Genomic DNA, 17,370 nt, shown 5'->3' with positions numbered 1-17,370 from the left:
ATCATTTACATATTGCACATCCCTGGCACTTGTTCAATTCGCCACGGAAGCGTTTTTCTACCAACAGGTGCAGACGGTCTTTCAATGCATCCAGACGAATCGTATCGATGACTTCATTGACAAATGCAAACATCAGAAGCAAGCGTGCTTCTTTCTCCGCTATTCCGCGTGCACGCATATAGAACAAAGCATTCTCGTCCAACTGTCCCACAGTTGCCCCGTGAGAGCACTTCACATCGTCCGCATAGATTTCAAGCTGCGGCTGCGTGTACATACGCGCATCGCGTGTGGCACAGAGGTTGCGGTTGGTCTGTTGAGAATTTGTATGCTGGGCATCAGGACGTACCAATACCAGTCCGGCAAAAGCACCGGTCGACTGGTCATCAAGCACGTACTTGAATAATTCATTACTGGTACAATTCGGTACTGCATGATCAATGGAGGTGTTATTGTCCACATGCTGGTTTTTATCAGCGATTGCCATACCGCAAAGATTAATCTCAGCCCCTTCGCCGGCCAGCAGAACTTCTGTTGTATTACGGGTAGTTCCGTTGTGCAGCGTCATGCCATTCAGCAAAACATTGCTGTTTGCTTCCTGCTTCACGTATAGGTTGCTGATACGAACCGTACTTGTATGTGTTTCTTCGAGCTCATACATATCGAATACCGCATTCTCTCCGGCAAATACTTCGATCACCTGCGTTGCAAGGAAGTTCACATTATCCATCGCATGATCACAGATCAACAGGCGTGCCTGCGCTCCATCTTCCAGGATGATCAGCACGCGACGGTTCACCATGAAGTTGACATCTGCACGAAGGATATTCACCAGTTGGATAGGCTTCTCTACGATTACGTTCTTCGGAACATAGAAAATGACTCCATCCTGTGCAAAAGTCGTATTGAAAGCTGTCACGCCATCCTTGGAGGTATCAGCCAGCTTACCGTAGTACTTCTTCACCAGTTCGGGATGTTCCGCAGCGACTTCTTTGAGGCTGCCGAAGATGACGCCTTCCGGCAAGTGAGTTTTAGGAAGCGCTTTATTATAAAATGCGTCGTTTACCACAAAATACAAGGCTGTGCTCATATTCGGGACATCGCACTTAAACACTTCGTACGGATTGACCGGAATCTGAAGACGGTTAAGGTTCAGACCGTAATCAGGCTCGAAATACTTGCTTATATCCGTGTATTTATACTTCTCCATCTTACGGGTCGGGAATCCGAGACGCTCAAAATCGGCAAAAGCAGCCGCACGGGGTGCATTCAGCACTTCCGCACTATGCTTGCAGATCATGGCTTCCGTCTGAGAGAAGAGATCTATGTATTGTTGTTCTACATTCATCGTTATTCTCCTACTTCTTTCTTAATCCAATCGTATCCCTTTTCTTCCAGTTCCAAGGCTAGTTCCGGTCCGGCGGTTTTCACAATACGACCTTTATAGAGTACGTGCACTATATCCGGTTTGATATAATCAAGCAGACGCTGATAGTGAGTGATGACGATCGTACTTGTTTCGGGAGTCTTGAGCTTATTCACGCCTTCCGCTACAATACGAAGGGCATCAATATCCAGACCGGAATCTGTCTCGTCAAGAATGCTCAGACGCGGTTCCAGCATTGCCATCTGGAAGATCTCGTTACGCTTCTTCTCACCACCGGAGAAACCTTCATTCACCGAACGATTGGCAAGTTTATTGTCCAGTTCGACTACGGCACGCTTCTCACGCATCAGTTTCAGAAATTCGCTGGCAGTCAACGCAGGCAGACCTTTATACTTGCGCTGTTCATTGACAGCCGCCCTCATGAAGTTCACCATGCTTACTCCGGGGATTTCTACCGGATACTGGAAACTAAGGAAAATACCTTCATGACTACGGTCTTCCGGACTCAACTCCAGCAGATTCTTGCCATAGAAAGTGACCGAACCTTTTGTCACCTCAAAAGCAGGATTTCCCACCAGAACAGAAGAAAGCGTACTCTTTCCGGAACCGTTCGGCCCCATTATCGCATGTACTTCGCCCGGTTTCACCGTCAGGTTAATACCTTTCAATATCTCTTTGCCATTAATGCTGGCATGCAGGTCTTTTATCTCTAACATAAGCTTATTTATTTTTTATCCCACGCTTCCTTCCAACGAAATAGTAAGCAACTTCTGTGCTTCCACTGCAAACTCCATCGGAAGTTTATTTAATACTTCTTTCGCATATCCGTTAACAATCAGCCCGATAGCATCCTCCGTCGGGATACCCCGCTGATTGCAATAGAATATCTGATCTTCGCTGATCTTGCTGGTAGTCGCCTCATGCTCCACTACAGCCGTCTCATTGTGAATATCCATATACGGGAAAGTATGCGCACCACATTTATCACCCAGCAGCAAAGAGTCACACTGGCTGTAATTTCGTGCATTATCGGCTTTTTCAGCTACACGTACCAGTCCGCGATAAGAGTTCTCGCTATGTCCGGCAGAGATACCTTTGCTGACAATCGTGCTGCGGGTATTCTTTCCCAGATGAATCATTTTTGTTCCGGTATCTGCCTGCTGATAATTATTTGTCACAGCTACAGAATAAAACTCAGCCGTCGAATTATCGCCTGTCAATATGCAGGAAGGGTACTTCCACGTAATAGCCGAACCGGTTTCCACCTGTGTCCAGGACAGTTTGCTGTCCACCCCTTTGCAGTTGCCGCGTTTCGTCACAAAGTTGTAGACTCCACCTTTACCTTCGGCATCACCCGGATACCAGTTCTGAACCGTACTGTATTTCACTTCTGCACGATCATGTACCACAATCTCCACGATAGCCGCATGCAACTGATTTTCATCACGCATCGGTGCGGTACATCCCTCCAGATAAGATACATACGAATCGTCGTCCGCCACAATCAGCGTACGTTCAAACTGTCCCGTATTACGGGCATTGATACGGAAATAAGTAGAAAGCTCCATCGGGCAGCGTACTCCCTTCGGTATGTAAACGAAAGAACCGTCAGAGAACACGGCCGAGTTCAAAGCAGCGAAGAAGTTATCCCGATAGCCTACTACCGAGCCCATATATTTCTTCACAAGGTCCGGATGTTCCCGTACCGCTTCACTAAAGGAGCAGAATATAATGCCTTTCTCCATCAGTGTCTCTTTGAAAGTAGTCTTTACAGATACCGAGTCCATCACTGCATCCACAGCCATTCCGCTCAATGCCATCTGTTCTTCCAAGGGGATCCCCAGTTTATTGAATGTCTTTATCAGTTCCGGATCTACTTCATCCATACTCTTCGGTCCTTCTTTCTTCTTCGTCGGATCGGCATAGTACGAAATTGCCTGATAATCGATCTCCGGAATACGGAGATGTGCCCAAGTCGGCATTTCCAGCGTCAGCCAATGGCGATACGCTTTCAGTCGGAACTCCAGCAGCCATTCGGGTTCATCTTTTTTCGATGAAATCAGACGGACTACATCTTCGTTGAGTCCACGCTCAATAACATCGGTGTGTACCTCCGTGGTGAAGCCATATTTATACTTCTCCTGCGTCAGTTCCTTTACATATTTATTGGGTTCTTCTTGTTGCATCTTTATTATCTAATATATATTGTTGCGTTATATTCTTAGCAGCAGGGAAAAAGATTCCCGCAAACGTTTCCATAGGATAATATAACAATGATTCGCTCTTTTTTGTTGCACTAATTAACTTATTATCGCTATCGATAAACTCTATCACACAGATCACAAGGCTCGTTAGCAACAGAAATTTGAGTGCTCCCAATCCACTTCCCAGCCAACGGTTCAGCCACCCCAGTGAAATAGCTTCCATCGCTTTCGTCAGCAAGGACGCCACTAACGTGAATATCAGCGGAACAGCGATCCAGATGACAATAAAAGCCAATACCTGTGCAACCGTCATCGAGTCTGTCACAGCCGGACAAAGCTTCTCCGCCAACGTTGCATACAAAGCCTTTGCTGCCAGCAAACCGACGACCAATCCCAGAATAGAAGCCAGCTGACGGATAAAGCCTTTCATAAAGCCCGCCACCACACCGGCACCTATTATAATAAGGATGATTATATCAATCGTTGTCATTATCTCTTTTTAAAAGAAAAAGGAGGCACGGAGTTGTAAATCCACTCTGTGCCTCCGTATATTCTCGATTCAGTACAATTTATAACGTCTGTTTCACTTCTATTTCTTCGAATGTCTCGATCATATCGCCTACCTTCATGTCGTTGCAGTTCACCAGACTGATACCGCACTCGAAGTTTGTACCTACTTCCTTCACGTCGTCCTTGAAGCGTTTCAGTGCATTGATGTTTCCGGTGAAGATAACGATACCATCGCGGATCAGACGAGCCTTGTCGCTTCGTTTCACCTTTCCGGTCTTCACTACCGCACCGGCCACAAGTCCCACTTTCGTGATATTGAACACTTCGCGGATTTCGATCGTAGCCGTAATCTGTTCTTTCAGTTCCGGAGCCAACATACCTTCCATAGCGGCCTTCACCTCTTCGATTGCATCGTAGATGACGGAGTACTTACGGATATCGACACCTTCCTGTTCCGCCATCTTAGCGGCAGCACCCGAAGGACGTACCTGGAATCCGACGATAATCGCATCCGAAGCAGCAGCCAGTGATACATCCGATTCGGAGATAGCACCCACGCCTTTATGGATCACATTTACCTGGATCTGTTCAGTAGACAACTTGATCAACGAGTCGCTCAATGCTTCTACAGAACCGTCCACGTCACCTTTGACGATGATGTTCAATTCCTGGAAGTTACCCAAAGCAATACGACGGCCAAGTTCGTCCAAAGTCAGGATCTTCTGTGTACGCAAGCCTTGTTCACGAGCCAGCTGTTCACGTTTGTTCGTGATTTCACGGGCTTCCTGATCACTTTCAACTACATGGAACGTATCACCTGCAGCAGGAGCACCGTTCAGTCCCAGAATCAATGCCGGTTCGGCCGGTCCCGCTTCTTTCACGCGCTGATTACGTTCGTTGAACATAGCTTTCACACGTCCGTAGCTGGTTCCTGCCAATACGATATCTCCTACTTTCAAAGTACCATTCGATACCAGCACCGTAGCTACATAACCACGTCCCTTATCCAATGAAGATTCAATGATGGACCCTGTCGCATTACGGTTCGGATTTGCCTTCAAATCAAGCATTTCAGCTTCCAGCAATACTTTTTCCATCAAATCTTCCACACCCATACCTTTCTTGGCAGAGATATCTTGTGACTGGTATTTACCACCCCATTCTTCCACGAGATAGTTCATTGCAGCCAGTTCTTCTTTAATCTTGTCCGGATTAGCAGTCGGCTTATCTACCTTATTGATTGCAAATACAATAGGTACACCTGCTGCCATCGCATGATTGATCGCTTCCTTCGTCTGCGGCATCACGTTATCATCGGCTGCCACAATAATGATCGCAATATCCGTTACTTTCGCACCACGGGCACGCATAGCAGTAAACGCCTCATGACCCGGAGTATCCAGGAACGTAATACGGCGTCCGTCTTCCAACTGTACGTTGTAAGCACCGATGTGCTGTGTAATACCTCCGGCTTCACCGGCAATTACATTCGCCTTACGGATGTAGTCAAGCAAGGATGTCTTACCGTGGTCAACGTGTCCCATCACCGTTACAATTGGAGCACGTGGCTGCAAATCTTCCGGAGCATCTTCTTCTTCCACGATAGCCTGTGCCACTTCCGCACTTACATATTCGGTCTTGAAACCAAACTCTTCGGCTACCAGATTGATTGTTTCCGCATCCAGACGCTGGTTGATGGAAACCATCATACCAATACTCATACAAGTTGCAATAACCTGATTGACTGATACGTCCATCATCGTTGCCAACTCGTTAGCCGTTACGAACTCAGTCAGCTTCAGTACCTTGCTTTCTGCCATTTCCTGATCTTCCAGTTCCTGCATACGGTTGGAAGCCATTTCACGTTTTTCCTTGCGGTACTTAGAAGTCTTGTTCTTGCCTTTGGTTGTCAGACGTGCCAAAGTTTCTTTTACCTGCTTTGCTACATCTTCTTCGCTAACCTCCTGCTTGATAACCGGCTTCTTGAAGCGATCCTTATTATTATTCTTCTTGTTGTTGTTATTATTATTGCCCTGTCCCTGGCCTTGACCCTGAGGACGGGGATGGTTGCCACCACCTTTACCGGTCTGAGTATTGGGTCTCGGAGCAGCAAAGTTGGAAGTTGTCACATTGTTGACATCCACCTTTTCTTTGTTGATACGATTCCGTTTCTTTCTGGCAGCATCGGCATTATTATCTTTTACGCCCGGTTTTGCCTGTTTACTGTCCTCTTTACGGATTTCCTTGATGATAGCTTCCTTCATCAGTTTCTTCTGATCCTGACGAACTTTTTCTTTTTCTTCGCGTTCACGGCGTTTTTCTTCCTTCGATTTCTTCTTAGGACGGGTAGACTGATTCAATGCAGCCAGGTCAATCTGACCGATGACATTGATCTTCGCTCCCAGTTCCGGTTGACGGATTTTAAACACCTCATTTTCTTTCGACGCATTTTCTTCAGTCGGAGTTGTCACTGTTGCAGTTACTTCTGCCGTTCTTTCTACTTTACGTTCTTCTGCCTTCACAGGTGCAGTTTCTACCACCTTCGGCTCTTCTTTCTTTACTTCTTCCACTACTACTTTCTCAACTTCTACCGGTTTTGTCTCCACTGCAGGTTTCGGCGCTACTACTGGCTGTTCTACCGGTGCAGGTTTCGGTGCAATTACTTCCACCTTTTCCACTTTCGGCTCTTCCTTTTTCACTTCGGATTCAACCACTGGTTTCTCAACGACTGGTTTTTCAGCAACGGGTTGCTCTACCACAGGTTGTTCTACTACAGGTTCTACTTTCTTTTCCGGCGCTTTTTCTACTTTATCTGTTCTCCGACCGCTGAATTTATCCAAATCTATTTTTCCGACAGGTTTAAACTTAGGACGTGCATCCTCCGGTACGACTGTCTTAATCACATCTTCCGACTTCGGTTTCTCCTGCTGCTTCTCGAAGCCCTCGATAGATACCGATGCCTTATTACGTTCCTTATTCTGACGTTCCTGGATGAAACGCTCCGATTCAAGTCTAAGGTTCTTGTCTGTACTAAACTCTTTAACGAGCACAGCGTACTGCTCCTCACTAATTTTGGTATTAGGATTAGCCTCAACGGTATACCCTTTCTTTTGCAGGAACTCAACTACCGTCGCGATTCCTACATTCAAATCTCTTGTAACTTTGTTTAACCTTATCGTCATATTTAAAATTTAATGAATAAATGGAGCGAAGAAAATTCAATCGTAATGCATATTACTCTTGTGTTGGTTCAGCTTCAGGTTCCGCCTCTGTCTCAGGCTCCATCTCTGCTGCCGGTTCTTCTTCAAACTCCGATTTCAAAATACGTATTACCTCGTCCACTGTCTCTTCTTCCAGGTCCGTCTTTTCAATCAACATCTCGCGAGGCGCATTCAACACAGCCTTCGCAGTATCGATACCGATAGCCTTGATTGCATCGATCACCCATCCGTCGATTTCATCTCTGAACTCGTCGAGATAGATATCCTCGTCAGCCACATTCTCATCCAATTCACGGAACACGTCGATAGTGTACTCAGTCAACATACTGGCCAGCTTGATATTCAAACCGCCTTTACCAATAGCAAGCGATACCTCTTCCGGTTTAAGGAATACCTCAGCCTTTTTCTCTTCCTCATTCAGACGGATAGAAGAAATCTTAGCCGGGCTCAAAGCACGCTGGATAAACAATGAAATGTTCGATGTGTAATTGATCACGTCGATATTTTCATTGCGTAATTCACGAACAATCCCATGAATACGACTCCCCTTTACACCTACGCAGGCGCCTACGGGATCGATTCTGTCATCATAAGATTCCACTGCGATCTTGGCACGTTCGCCAGGGATACGGGCAATCTTTTTAATGGTAATCAAACCATCATTGATTTCAGGTACTTCCATTTCGAACAGACGTTGCAGGAAAACGGGAGAAGTACGTGACAAAATAATCTTCGGATTATTGTTCTTGTTGTCTACGCGGGCAACCACTGCACGGGCTGTTTCACCTTTGCGATAAAAGTCGCTCGGGATCTGTTCAGTCTTAGGCAACAGCAGTTCGTTTCCTTCATCGTCCAGAAGCAACATTTCCTTTTTCCAGATCTGGTATACTTCCGCGTTGATGATTGTACCTACTTTATCAATATATTTATTATAAATACTGTCCTTTTCAAGTTCCAGAATCTTTGAAGCCAATGTCTGGCGGAGATTCAGGATAGCACGACGTCCGAACTTGGCAAAGATCACCTCATCAGTCACTTCTTCGCCTTCTTCGTATGAAGCATCGATTTTCTGTGCTTCCGTCAGCGAAATCTGCATATTGGGGTTTGTCAAATCTTCATCGGCCACAACTTCACGGTTACGCCATATCTCGAAGTCACCCTTGTCCGGGTTCACGATCACGTCGTAATTCTCATCGGTGCCAAACATTTTCGCGATTACGCTACGGAACGACTCTTCAAGTACGCTAACCATCGTCGTTCTATCGATATTCTTCAGTTCCTTAAATTCCGAAAATGTATCAATCAAGCTGATTGTTTCTTCTTTTTTGGCCATAACTATTTAAAGCTAATTAAGTATTTAGTATATTTTATTTGCTCATAAGTGAAGGTTTCGTCCTCTTCGATCAGCTTCGGACGCTTGGAACCTTCGAGTTTTACCTTCTTCTCTACGCCTACCGTAAACTTCTCTTCATCGGCATCTTTCAGGATACCTGCCAGTTTACGTCCGTCTCTGGTCACTACTTCCACTTCCTGTCCGATGTGGATGTAATACTGTTGCAGCACTTTAAAGGGTTGTCCGATACCGGCAGAGCCCACTTCCAGTTCATAATCTTCCTCTTCACGGTTCAGTTTCGACTCGATAAAGCGGCTAAGCTCTACGCAGTCTTCAATCCAAACTCCTTCTGCGTGGTCTATTTCGACCACGATCTTGTCATCCGGGCTCACGGTCACCTCTACCAGAAAGTAGTCTTTTCCTTCCAGCCACTCTTCAACAATCTGACAAACAGTTTTCTTTTCTATCATTTATTAACTATATAAGAACAAAAAAAGGAGCTTAATCGCCCCTCCACCTTTCATCCATTTCGGTTGCAAAGATATAAATAATCTATTCGACTACAAAACATTAAAGAAAAAAAGTATGAATTAACAGTCGTATATTCGTATCTTTACGCCGCAATTTTAAAAACCAAGAGCTATGGCACATCATCTCAACACCAACAAACAGTTTATGGTCGGCAACGGCATTCTGGCTTTTGCCGTCATTTTTGTCGTAGTTATTTTCATTTATATGAGCTTACGTCTGCAACGGGAAAACCAGGCAGAACGACATTATATTGAAACTTATACGATCAGCCTGGTAAAAGGATTTGCCGGAGATTCCATTTCGCTGTTCGTCAATGACAGCCTTATCGCCAATCAAGTCATGCAGGAAGAAGCCTTTACAATAGAGGTCGGTCGATTTGCAGAACAAAGCGCACTGATGATTGTAGACAATAAAACGGAAATTGCATCCGTTTTCGATCTCAGCGAGAAGGGAGGAACTTATCAGTTTGAAAAAGAAACGGACGGAATCAAACAGCTTGCTAAATAAGATCTGATTAATATCAGAAGTCCTTATTCCAAGCACCTTATATCTCTGTACGATACTTCTTCAATTCTTTACGCAAAGCAAGAGCCTTGCCATCTGTGAACCGGTTCAGCAAGTCCCAGAAACGCTCACTGTGGTTCATCTCACGAGTATGACACAACTCGTGCAGAAGCACATAGTCGATCAGGTGAGAAGGCAACAGAACAAGATAATAGGACAGATTTATATTTTTTCTCGCCGAGCAACTCCCCCAGCGTCCCTGGCTGGAGTTTATCTTCACGCTGGCATAAGACAATCCACATTGTGCCGAAAGATGCTCCAAACGAGGAGGAAGAATACTTTTCGCATTCCGCCTCAAAGATTCTTCAATCACTTTACGCAACCAGTTCTGTAGATTTTCATCAGTAAAATCCGCTTGAGGAGGACATACGATCTGCATGACACCCAATCGCGAATTAGCCAGAAACTGCTCCTTTTCACCTAAGATAAGAGATAGTTTGAAATGCTCGGCATCAATCTTATAGTTTAAGTCAATCAACGGACGGGCAACCTTCTGACGGGAAAGCAGCAACTTACTACGAAGATTCTCAATGGCACGCTTCACCTCTTTCGTCGTGGTGCCGGGAGGCACCGAAACGTAGACCGCATCGCTTTTGGTACGAAACACCAAACTGCGCGCACGTGGATTGACACGCACTATCAAACTTCCCAATTCATCATCTTCTATCACTGTATCCATTTTCTCCTCCTTAACCGATGCTGCAAAAATAATAAAAAAAGAAGCCGATGGCGAAAAAAGTGATATTCAATGCAACTTTATAGCAACTCGCAACGTCTAATCCATATATACTCATATTAAAATCAACTATAAATTATGAAAAGAAACACATTGACTGCATGGCTGCTCGGGATAATCCTGATATTCTCCGCTACCTCCTGTTTTAATGGCCCTATTGTGAAAGGCAGTAAAAACTACATCACCAAAAAAGAGAATCTGGAGCACTTCAATGACATCAATATGTCGGGAAGTGCCAACATCATCTACCAGCAAGACTCCTCCTCCCGTATTGAGATTTACGGTTCGGACAATATCGTAGAGCTCCTGGAAACAAAAGTAAACGGAGAAACATTGAATATAAAGTTTAAAAAGAATGTCAATATCATCGACAAAGGCAAACTAGAGATCAAAGTTTTCTCACCAGACCTGAACAGGCTAACACTCAACGGATCGGGTGGCATTCTCTTTGCGAACGGCATTCACACCAAGGGAGATCTTAAAGTAACAATTAACGGTTCAGGCAATTTAGGAGGAAGTACATTCGACACCGGTCATCTGGCCATTGCAATTCATGGTTCGGGCGATGTCAGGCTCAAACAAATCGACAGCAAGACCTGTTCTGCAAGCATTTCCGGATCGGGCAACATCACCCTTAACGGCATGACAGGCGCAGCAAAGTACAACATATCAGGATCCGGCAATATCAAAGCCGCCGATCTGGAAGCTACAGACGTATATGCAGGTATCTCAGGTTCGGGTAACATCAGCTGCTTCGTCAACGGCAAACTAGGCGGGCACGTCAGCGGAAGCGGCAACGTCGCTTACAAAGGAAATCCTCAGGCTATTGATTTCCCCCACAAGAAGCTCCGCAAACTGGACTAAATCCGTAAACATCCCAAAAACATAAAAGGGCTACTGCATCTCGCGGTAGCCCATTTATTTAGTTAGTTTCATTATAAAAAATTTGAGAGAATTGAAAACTTCACAGTTTCGCTTTCGATGTTGTTTTAATTAAAGCACACTAACTATATTATATGTTTAAAGCAAATGAAAATGTCATTCTTTCATAACCTGCACCTTGTTGATCTTTGCAAGGCTGTCAGCCAATGCCTGATCTGCTTTCAGCTCATTTGACAGAGCTACCGACGGTGTGGTCACTTGTTTACCAATAGTATCCGTTGCCAATACTCTTCCGTCATCTCCGGAAAAAGAATGTTGCGCTACATTTCCTAATGAAAGGATAATTGCAATCACAGCAGCAGCTTTAAACAGGGGGATGAATCTTCCTGTCAGTGTCAGACGCTTTGCCTTCACTACCGGAGTTTCCACCTGCGCCAGAATACGTGCGTCAAAGTCTTCACCCAGTCCTACCTCCTGCTGAACCTGCTGATAAACAAACAAGTTTTTATAGCGGAGCAAATGAGCGGGTACTTCCTCCTTTGAGAAGAAGTCGCGCAACACAAATTCCTCCTCCACGGAAGTTTCGCATTGCCAATATCGCTCCAGGAGCTGTTCTATATCCTTATAATCCATATTCGTCAATTTCTAAATACCTTTGTTTTACCTTTTGTCTGGCTCTGAAAAGGTTCACTTTCACTTGTTCCTCTGTCAGATTCAGAAGAGTTGCAATCTTCTTATAGCTTTCACCTTCAATGTCCCTCAGTTGCATGATAAGCCTCTGTTTTTCGGGAAGTTCGTTCACCAGTCTATTGATAATGTTCATTTTCTCATCATGAACCAACTGGTCATACGGACTGTTTGCATCAGGTTCTTCCTCCATTTCGGGGGTGATTTCCACATTCTGAGCTTCTTTCTTCTGGCTCCGGTCTATAGCCAGATTCTTTGCTACTATCAGGCAATAGGCTTCAACCGATTCAAATTGCGACCACTCATCACGCTTGTTCCACACTCTTATCATGGTGTCCTGAACGACATCCTCGGCTTCTGCCCTATCTAGGGTTATTCTGAGCGCCAGTCGAAAGAGTTTATCCTTCAACGGCAAAATATCGTTTCGGAAGCTGATCTCTTGCATCTCTATAATAATGACGGGCTGGGATACGAAAAGTTACAGACGCCCATTACTTTTTTTTGAATTATTTTTTTATCCGCGTTCCTTCGCTGCCTTTAATCGCTGATGCTAAGGTAATTACAACTTCTGTAACTCCTGCATTAATTGCTTCAAAAGAATTTTCCAACTTAGGAATCATGCCACCTTGAATAACGCCGTCGGCAACGTATTGTTCGAATTCGGAACGGGTAATCTCAGGGATCACGCTATCGTCATCATTCTCATCACGCAGCACTCCTTTCTTTTCGAAGCAGTACATCAGCGTCACGTCAAACAGCGCCGACAAAGCCTTTGCCGTCTCTCCGGCAATGGTATCCGCATTTGTATTCAGCATATTGCCTTGACCGTCGTGTGTCAACGGTGCCATCACGGGCACCACTCCTTTATGAATCAGATCAGCCAGCAAAGAAGCATCTACCTTCTCCACATCGCCCACGAAACCATAATCAACCTCTTTCACCGGACGCTTTACCGATCGGATCACATTCATATCCGCCCCGGTCAGTCCAAGAGCGTTCACTCCACGGGCCTGCAACCCGGCAACAATATTCTTGTTTACCAGACCACCATATACCATCGTTACCACTTTCAACGTTTCCGCATCGGTAATACGACGACCATTTACCATTTTGCTTTCAATACCTAGTTGTGCGGCAATCTTTGTTGCCGAGCGACCGCCGCCGTGAACCAGCACTTTATGTCCGCTGATGGCGGCAAAGTCATTCAACAACTGAAGAAGGGTGGCTTCCTCTTCTACGATTTTTCCACCCACCTTAATTACAGTTAGTTTTTCCCTCATTTTTTATTCAATTCTAATAAGTTTGCCGAATGGAGAACTCAGCTCCGGCACCTTGCCGGTTATTCTAAGTAAGTATATCCGTAAAGTCCCGAACGATAGTTGGACAGAAACTCTTTACCCTCTTCCAATGATATCTTTCCTTCTTTTACAGACTTGGTCACCCATGTTTCAAGGGTACGTACCAGCTTCTTAGGATTATATTGTACGTAATCCAACACTTCCGCTACTGTTTCACCATCAATAATCTGTTCGATATTATATCCCTTTTCATTCACAGAAACGTGAACAGCATTCGTATCTCCAAACAGATTATGCATATCTCCCAAAATCTCCTGATAAGCTCCGACCAGGAAAACAGCCAGATAGTAAGGTTCTGTTTTCTTCAGACTATGCACAGGCAGATAATGAGCCACATTCCGGGTAGAAATAAAGTTTGCAATCTTTCCGTCCGAATCACAGGTGATATCCTGCAGGGTAGCCGAACGCTCCGGCTTCTCATCCAACCGCTGAATAGGCATAATCGGAAATATCTGATCAATCGCCCAAGAGTCGGGCAAGGACTGGAACAATGAGAAATTACAAAAATATTTATCCGCCAGCAACTTGGACAATCCCCGGAATTCATCCGGCGCATGTTTCAAGCCTCCGGCGATCTGATTAATTTCCCGCGTAATGGACCAATACAAACGTTCGATCTGAGCACGGGTCTTCAAATCCACAATACCATGACTGAACAGGTCGAGCGCTTCTTCCCGAATCTGTTGTGCATCATGCCATGCTTCCAGCATCTTATTCTGGTTCAACGAATCCCAGATACTGTACAGTTCCTGCACAAGCTCATGTGCATCCGGAGCGATTTCCTCTTCATCATCCCATTCCGGAAGAGTAGCTGTTTCGAGCACCTCGAAGATCAAGACAGAGTGATGAGCCGTCAATGCCCGACCGCTCTCGGTAATGATATTCGGATGCGGAATGCCGTTTTTATCGCTGACATCTACCAATGTAGAAATGGAGTCATTCACATATTCCTGAATGGAATAGTTTACACTACCTTCACTATTGGAAGAACGGGTTCCGTCATAATCAACGCCCAGCCCGCCGCCGATGTCCACAAACTCCACATTGAATCCCATAGAGTGAAGCTGCACGTAAAATTGAGAAGCTTCGCGCAAAGCCGTCTTAATGCGACGAATCTTCGTCACCTGGCTGCCAATATGGAAATGAATCAGTTTCAGGCAATCTTTCAACCCCTTGCTTTCCATAAAGTCAAGCGCTTCGAGCAGTTCGCTGGAAGTCAGACCGAACTTGCTGGCATCACCACCCGATTCTTCCCATTTTCCACTGCCGGAAGAAGCCAGTTTTATACGAATACCGATATTGGGCTGTACATTCAACTGCTTCGCCATTTTGGCTATCAGCTTCAGTTCGTTCATCTTCTCTACTACGAGGAAGATACGTTTGCCCATCTTTTGGGCAAGGAGCGCCAGTTCGATATAACTTTCGTCTTTATAGCCGTTACAAACAATCAATGAGTCAGAATCCGTATTGACGGCAATCACCGCATGAAGTTCCGGTTTGGAACCGGCTTCCAGTCCGAGATTGAATTTCTTTCCGTGGCTGATAATCTCTTCTACCACAGGACGCATCTGGTTGACCTTAATGGGATAGATGATAAAATTCTCGGCTTTATAACCGTACTCTTCGGCAGCCTGTTTAAAACAGGAAGACATCTTTTCAATACGGTTGTCCAGAATATCCGGGAAACGCAACAGCATGGGAGATGCCACATCCCGCAATTGCAACTCGTCAACCAGTTCCTTCAGGTCGACGGTCACTCCATCTCTCCGCGGTGTAACAACAACATGACCTGCGTCATTAATACTAAAGTACGAAGTACCCCAACCCGTAATGTTGTAGAGTTCTTCAGAATCTTCAATACGCCACTTTCTCATTTTCTGTTATTCAGTGTTTTTAGTAAATAATTGGATGGCAAAAATACAGATTTATCTACAGGTTGCCAATTAATTGGATATTATTTCTTCCAATTGGTTTATATAACCGGTCTTAATTTATAATTCCAGCAGTTCCTGCAGACGTTGCACAGATGATTCAATCTGCCAGCGGTCTTCCAGTTCGTCCGCATTAAAGATATATTGCGCCTGCGTATAAAAAGGTGCACGCTTTTCAAGCGCCTGAATGATGAAATCCATTAATTCTTCATCTTCCTTTCCCTGAAGAATGGGACGTTGCTGCTTGGCAATACGCAAGCGTCTGAACAGCACATCGGGATGCACATTCAGGAAAACGGTTTTTCCCGTCCGGTTCATAAACTCCATATTGTCAAAAAAGCAGGGTGCCCCCCCACCTGTAGAGATAACGACGTTCTCAAACTCAGCTACCTCATGAAGCATGTTTCTTTCCAACTCACGAAATCCGGCTTCACCCCGTTCCGTGAAAAGTTCTCCGACAGTTTTATGAAAACGTTCTTCGATATACCAGTCCAGATCAATGAACGGGATATTCAGTTTGCGGGCAAAAGCCTTGCCCAAAGTAGTTTTTCCGGCACCCATATAGCCGGTAAGGAAGATACGAACCATAAATGATTAATTTTGCTCACAAAATTAATCATTTAATGAATAATGAAGAATGATTCTCTATTATTTAAAAACTTTTATCCGTTCTTCCAGTGGCTGGAACTCTTTTTCTCCCGGCTGATTGACGGGCACTCCAAACGGCATTTCCGCAATCAGATGCCAATGTGCAGGCAAATTCCATGCCTGACGCACCTCATCATCAATCAATGGATTATAATGTTGCAGGGAAGCACCGAAGCCCACATCTTCAAGCATGACCCAAACAGCCAGCTGATGCATCGCTGAGGTTTGTAATGACCATCCGGGGAAATTCTCCTGATAAGACGGGAAAGCTTCCTGAAGCCCCTTCACCACCTTCTGATCTTCAAAGAACAGCACCGTACCATATCCACAGGCAAAGGAATTGTCAATCTTTTCTTCGGTTTTCGCAAACGCTTCTCCCGGCACAATCTTCCTCAACGCATTTTTTACAATGTTCCATAACTTTTTATGAGACTTGCCAAGAAGAAGCACCACACGGGTAGATTGAGAATTGAATGCCGACGGCACGTGTCTCACTGCCAGATTGATAATGCATTCTATCTCCTGATCCGGAATAGGTGACTGGTCGGTAATCGAATAATAAGTCCGACGATTCTTCAAAGCTTCACTAAAAGTTCTTTCCATAATGGCTCCTTTCTTAATTTTATTTTCTTAAACTCCTTATAAATTAGAACAAGCTTCTCTGCCAACTTGTTCGATTCCGGAATATATTTGTACCTTCGCACCGTCAATGCTGTTGACATAATCATTCATTATCAGAAAATGGCTAAAGAAAAGTTCTACGTAGTATGGGAAGGAGTGACGCCGGGAGTATATGCTTCCTGGACGGATTGCCAGCTCCAGATCAAGGGTTATGAAGGTGCAAAGTACAAATCGTTCGACACCCGCGAAGAGGCGGAACGTGCACTGGCCTCGTCACCTTACGCCTACATCGGCAAGAATGCGAAGAAAAAAACGGAAGCTGCCCGAACCGGTTCCGATACACTGCCTGCTTCCGTCATTGACAATAGTCTGGCAGTCGATGCTGCGTGCAGTGGCAATCCCGGTCCGATGGAGTATCGGGGAGTACACGTGGCAAGCCGCCAGGAAATTTTTCATTTCGGCCCGATGAAAGGTACAAACAATATCGGAGAGTTTCTGGCCATCGTGCACGGACTGGCGTTGCTGAAACAGAAAGGATTTGATATGCCCATTTATAGCGACAGCGTGAATGCCATCAGCTGGGTGCGACAGAAAAAATGCAAAACCAAACTTCCGCGGAATGAAGAGACTGAAGAACTCTTCACAGTGATAGAACGGGCAGAGAAGTGGCTCAGGGAGAACACTTACACCACCCGTATTCTTAAATGGGAAACCAAAGTGTGGGGAGAGATTCCGGCAGACTTCGGCAGAAAATAATAGC

Annotated in this window: 17 protein-coding genes; 3 read left to right on the top strand and 14 right to left on the bottom strand. The window is 45.1% G+C overall.

Going from position 1 to position 17,370, the window contains the following annotated elements; translation table 11 throughout:
* Window position 1: 1 nt before the first annotated feature.
* The 7 genes from sufD to rimP all read right to left on the bottom strand — a co-directional run bounded on the left by sufD (window position 2) and on the right by rimP (window position 9,122).
* Window positions 2-1,345 (bottom strand): Fe-S cluster assembly protein SufD, encoded by a 1,344-nt coding sequence (gene sufD / locus ACHLI0_RS15050; RefSeq protein ID WP_195211405.1) that lies wholly within the window; start codon window positions 1,343-1,345, stop codon window positions 2-4.
* 2 nt (window positions 1,346-1,347) lie between these two features.
* The gene (gene sufC / locus ACHLI0_RS15045; protein WP_008763669.1) at window positions 1,348-2,100 is read right to left on the bottom strand and encodes a Fe-S cluster assembly ATPase SufC; all 753 of its coding nucleotides are present in this window, start codon (window positions 2,098-2,100) and stop codon (window positions 1,348-1,350) included.
* A gap of 15 nt (window positions 2,101-2,115) precedes the next feature.
* Window positions 2,116-3,570 carry a Fe-S cluster assembly protein SufB gene (sufB, locus tag ACHLI0_RS15040; protein WP_008767607.1) on the bottom strand — a complete coding sequence of 485 codons (1,455 nt, stop codon included), beginning with the start codon at window positions 3,568-3,570 and terminating at the stop codon, window positions 2,116-2,118.
* Window positions 3,548-4,078, bottom strand: coding sequence for a CvpA family protein (locus ACHLI0_RS15035; RefSeq protein WP_008767606.1), 531 nt, complete (start codon window positions 4,076-4,078; stop codon window positions 3,548-3,550). Before ACHLI0_RS15035 ends, sufB begins: the two co-directional genes overlap by 23 nt.
* A 79-nt stretch (window positions 4,079-4,157) precedes the next feature.
* The gene (infB, locus tag ACHLI0_RS15030) at window positions 4,158-7,280 is read right to left on the bottom strand and encodes a translation initiation factor IF-2 (protein ID WP_490749510.1); all 3,123 of its coding nucleotides are present in this window, start codon (window positions 7,278-7,280) and stop codon (window positions 4,158-4,160) included.
* 52 nt (window positions 7,281-7,332) lie between these two features.
* Entirely contained in the window at window positions 7,333-8,652 is a 1,320-nt protein-coding gene (nusA, locus tag ACHLI0_RS15025; RefSeq protein WP_008763665.1) for a transcription termination factor NusA, read from the bottom strand.
* 2 nt (window positions 8,653-8,654) lie between these two features.
* Window positions 8,655-9,122: a ribosome assembly cofactor RimP gene (gene rimP, locus ACHLI0_RS15020; protein WP_008763664.1), complete on the bottom strand. Its 468-nt coding sequence runs from the start codon at window positions 9,120-9,122 to the stop codon at window positions 8,655-8,657.
* A 172-nt stretch (window positions 9,123-9,294) separates the two neighbouring features.
* On the opposite strand from rimP, the gene ACHLI0_RS15015 reads away from it, so the two are divergent.
* Entirely contained in the window at window positions 9,295-9,690 is a 396-nt protein-coding gene (locus ACHLI0_RS15015) for a hypothetical protein (protein WP_048698602.1), read from the top strand.
* A 37-nt stretch (window positions 9,691-9,727) separates the two neighbouring features.
* Here the strand turns inward: ACHLI0_RS15015 and ACHLI0_RS15010 are convergent, their stop codons facing one another.
* Window positions 9,728-10,426: a YgjP family zinc-dependent metalloprotease gene (locus tag ACHLI0_RS15010; RefSeq protein ID WP_490749509.1), complete on the bottom strand. Its 699-nt coding sequence runs from the start codon at window positions 10,424-10,426 to the stop codon at window positions 9,728-9,730.
* Window positions 10,427-10,561: 135 nt separating this feature from the next.
* Here ACHLI0_RS15010 and ACHLI0_RS15005 point away from each other — a divergent pair, with 135 nt between their 5' ends.
* On the top strand, window positions 10,562-11,347 hold the full coding sequence (locus tag ACHLI0_RS15005) for a head GIN domain-containing protein (RefSeq protein WP_490749508.1): 786 nt from the start codon (window positions 10,562-10,564) through the stop codon (window positions 11,345-11,347).
* A 174-nt stretch (window positions 11,348-11,521) separates the two neighbouring features.
* Here the strand turns inward: ACHLI0_RS15005 and ACHLI0_RS15000 are convergent, their stop codons facing one another.
* The 6 genes from ACHLI0_RS15000 to ACHLI0_RS14975 form a co-directional block, all read right to left on the bottom strand.
* Window positions 11,522-11,998, bottom strand: a complete 477-nt coding sequence (locus ACHLI0_RS15000; RefSeq protein ID WP_414203261.1) for a PG0215 family putative anti-sigma factor — start codon at window positions 11,996-11,998, stop codon at window positions 11,522-11,524.
* Entirely contained in the window at window positions 11,988-12,497 is a 510-nt protein-coding gene (locus ACHLI0_RS14995) for an RNA polymerase sigma factor (RefSeq protein ID WP_008763658.1), read from the bottom strand. The genes ACHLI0_RS15000 and ACHLI0_RS14995 overlap by 11 nt, the downstream gene beginning before the upstream one ends.
* A 61-nt stretch (window positions 12,498-12,558) precedes the next feature.
* Window positions 12,559-13,332: an acetylglutamate kinase gene (gene argB / locus ACHLI0_RS14990; RefSeq protein WP_061473291.1), complete on the bottom strand. Its 774-nt coding sequence runs from the start codon at window positions 13,330-13,332 to the stop codon at window positions 12,559-12,561.
* A gap of 59 nt (window positions 13,333-13,391) precedes the next feature.
* Window positions 13,392-15,284, bottom strand: a complete 1,893-nt coding sequence (speA, locus tag ACHLI0_RS14985) for a biosynthetic arginine decarboxylase (protein ID WP_008767598.1) — start codon at window positions 15,282-15,284, stop codon at window positions 13,392-13,394.
* A gap of 117 nt (window positions 15,285-15,401) precedes the next feature.
* A complete protein-coding gene (locus ACHLI0_RS14980; RefSeq protein WP_055219379.1) occupies window positions 15,402-15,929 on the bottom strand; it encodes a shikimate kinase in 528 nt (175 codons plus the stop codon).
* A gap of 60 nt (window positions 15,930-15,989) precedes the next feature.
* Window positions 15,990-16,592: a nitroreductase family protein gene (locus tag ACHLI0_RS14975; RefSeq protein WP_414203258.1), complete on the bottom strand. Its 603-nt coding sequence runs from the start codon at window positions 16,590-16,592 to the stop codon at window positions 15,990-15,992.
* Window positions 16,593-16,730: 138 nt separating this feature from the next.
* Here ACHLI0_RS14975 and ACHLI0_RS14970 point away from each other — a divergent pair, with 138 nt between their 5' ends.
* Entirely contained in the window at window positions 16,731-17,366 is a 636-nt protein-coding gene (locus ACHLI0_RS14970; protein WP_008763654.1) for a ribonuclease H1 domain-containing protein, read from the top strand.
* Window positions 17,367-17,370 lie beyond the last annotated feature (4 nt).

Source organism: Bacteroides sp. RCH18, assembly GCF_058231005.1.
Note: the sequence above shows the minus strand (reverse complement) of the source record. Positions and strands in the feature narration are given on the sequence as shown.

Bases quoted from the DNA above. Each gene is read 5' to 3' on its own strand.
- sufD (WP_195211405.1), bottom strand. From the start codon at position 1,345: ATGAATGTAGAACAACAATACATAGATCTCTTCTCTCAGACGGAAGCC.
- sufC (WP_008763669.1), bottom strand. From the start codon at position 2,100: ATGTTAGAGATAAAAGACCTGCATGCCAGCATTAATGGCAAAGAGATA.
- sufB (WP_008767607.1), bottom strand. From the start codon at position 3,570: ATGCAACAAGAAGAACCCAATAAATATGTAAAGGAACTGACGCAGGAG.
- ACHLI0_RS15035 (WP_008767606.1), bottom strand. From the start codon at position 4,078: ATGACAACGATTGATATAATCATCCTTATTATAATAGGTGCCGGTGTG.
- infB (WP_490749510.1), bottom strand. From the start codon at position 7,280: ATGACGATAAGGTTAAACAAAGTTACAAGAGATTTGAATGTAGGAATC.
- nusA (WP_008763665.1), bottom strand. From the start codon at position 8,652: ATGGCCAAAAAAGAAGAAACAATCAGCTTGATTGATACATTTTCGGAA.
- rimP (WP_008763664.1), bottom strand. From the start codon at position 9,122: ATGATAGAAAAGAAAACTGTTTGTCAGATTGTTGAAGAGTGGCTGGAA.
- ACHLI0_RS15015 (WP_048698602.1), top strand. From the start codon at position 9,295: ATGGCACATCATCTCAACACCAACAAACAGTTTATGGTCGGCAACGGC.
- ACHLI0_RS15010 (WP_490749509.1), bottom strand. From the start codon at position 10,426: ATGGATACAGTGATAGAAGATGATGAATTGGGAAGTTTGATAGTGCGT.
- ACHLI0_RS15005 (WP_490749508.1), top strand. From the start codon at position 10,562: ATGAAAAGAAACACATTGACTGCATGGCTGCTCGGGATAATCCTGATA.
- ACHLI0_RS15000 (WP_414203261.1), bottom strand. From the start codon at position 11,998: ATGGATTATAAGGATATAGAACAGCTCCTGGAGCGATATTGGCAATGC.
- ACHLI0_RS14995 (WP_008763658.1), bottom strand. From the start codon at position 12,497: ATGCAAGAGATCAGCTTCCGAAACGATATTTTGCCGTTGAAGGATAAA.
- argB (WP_061473291.1), bottom strand. From the start codon at position 13,332: ATGAGGGAAAAACTAACTGTAATTAAGGTGGGTGGAAAAATCGTAGAA.
- speA (WP_008767598.1), bottom strand. From the start codon at position 15,284: ATGAGAAAGTGGCGTATTGAAGATTCTGAAGAACTCTACAACATTACG.
- ACHLI0_RS14980 (WP_055219379.1), bottom strand. From the start codon at position 15,929: ATGGTTCGTATCTTCCTTACCGGCTATATGGGTGCCGGAAAAACTACT.
- ACHLI0_RS14975 (WP_414203258.1), bottom strand. From the start codon at position 16,592: ATGGAAAGAACTTTTAGTGAAGCTTTGAAGAATCGTCGGACTTATTAT.
- ACHLI0_RS14970 (WP_008763654.1), top strand. From the start codon at position 16,731: ATGGCTAAAGAAAAGTTCTACGTAGTATGGGAAGGAGTGACGCCGGGA.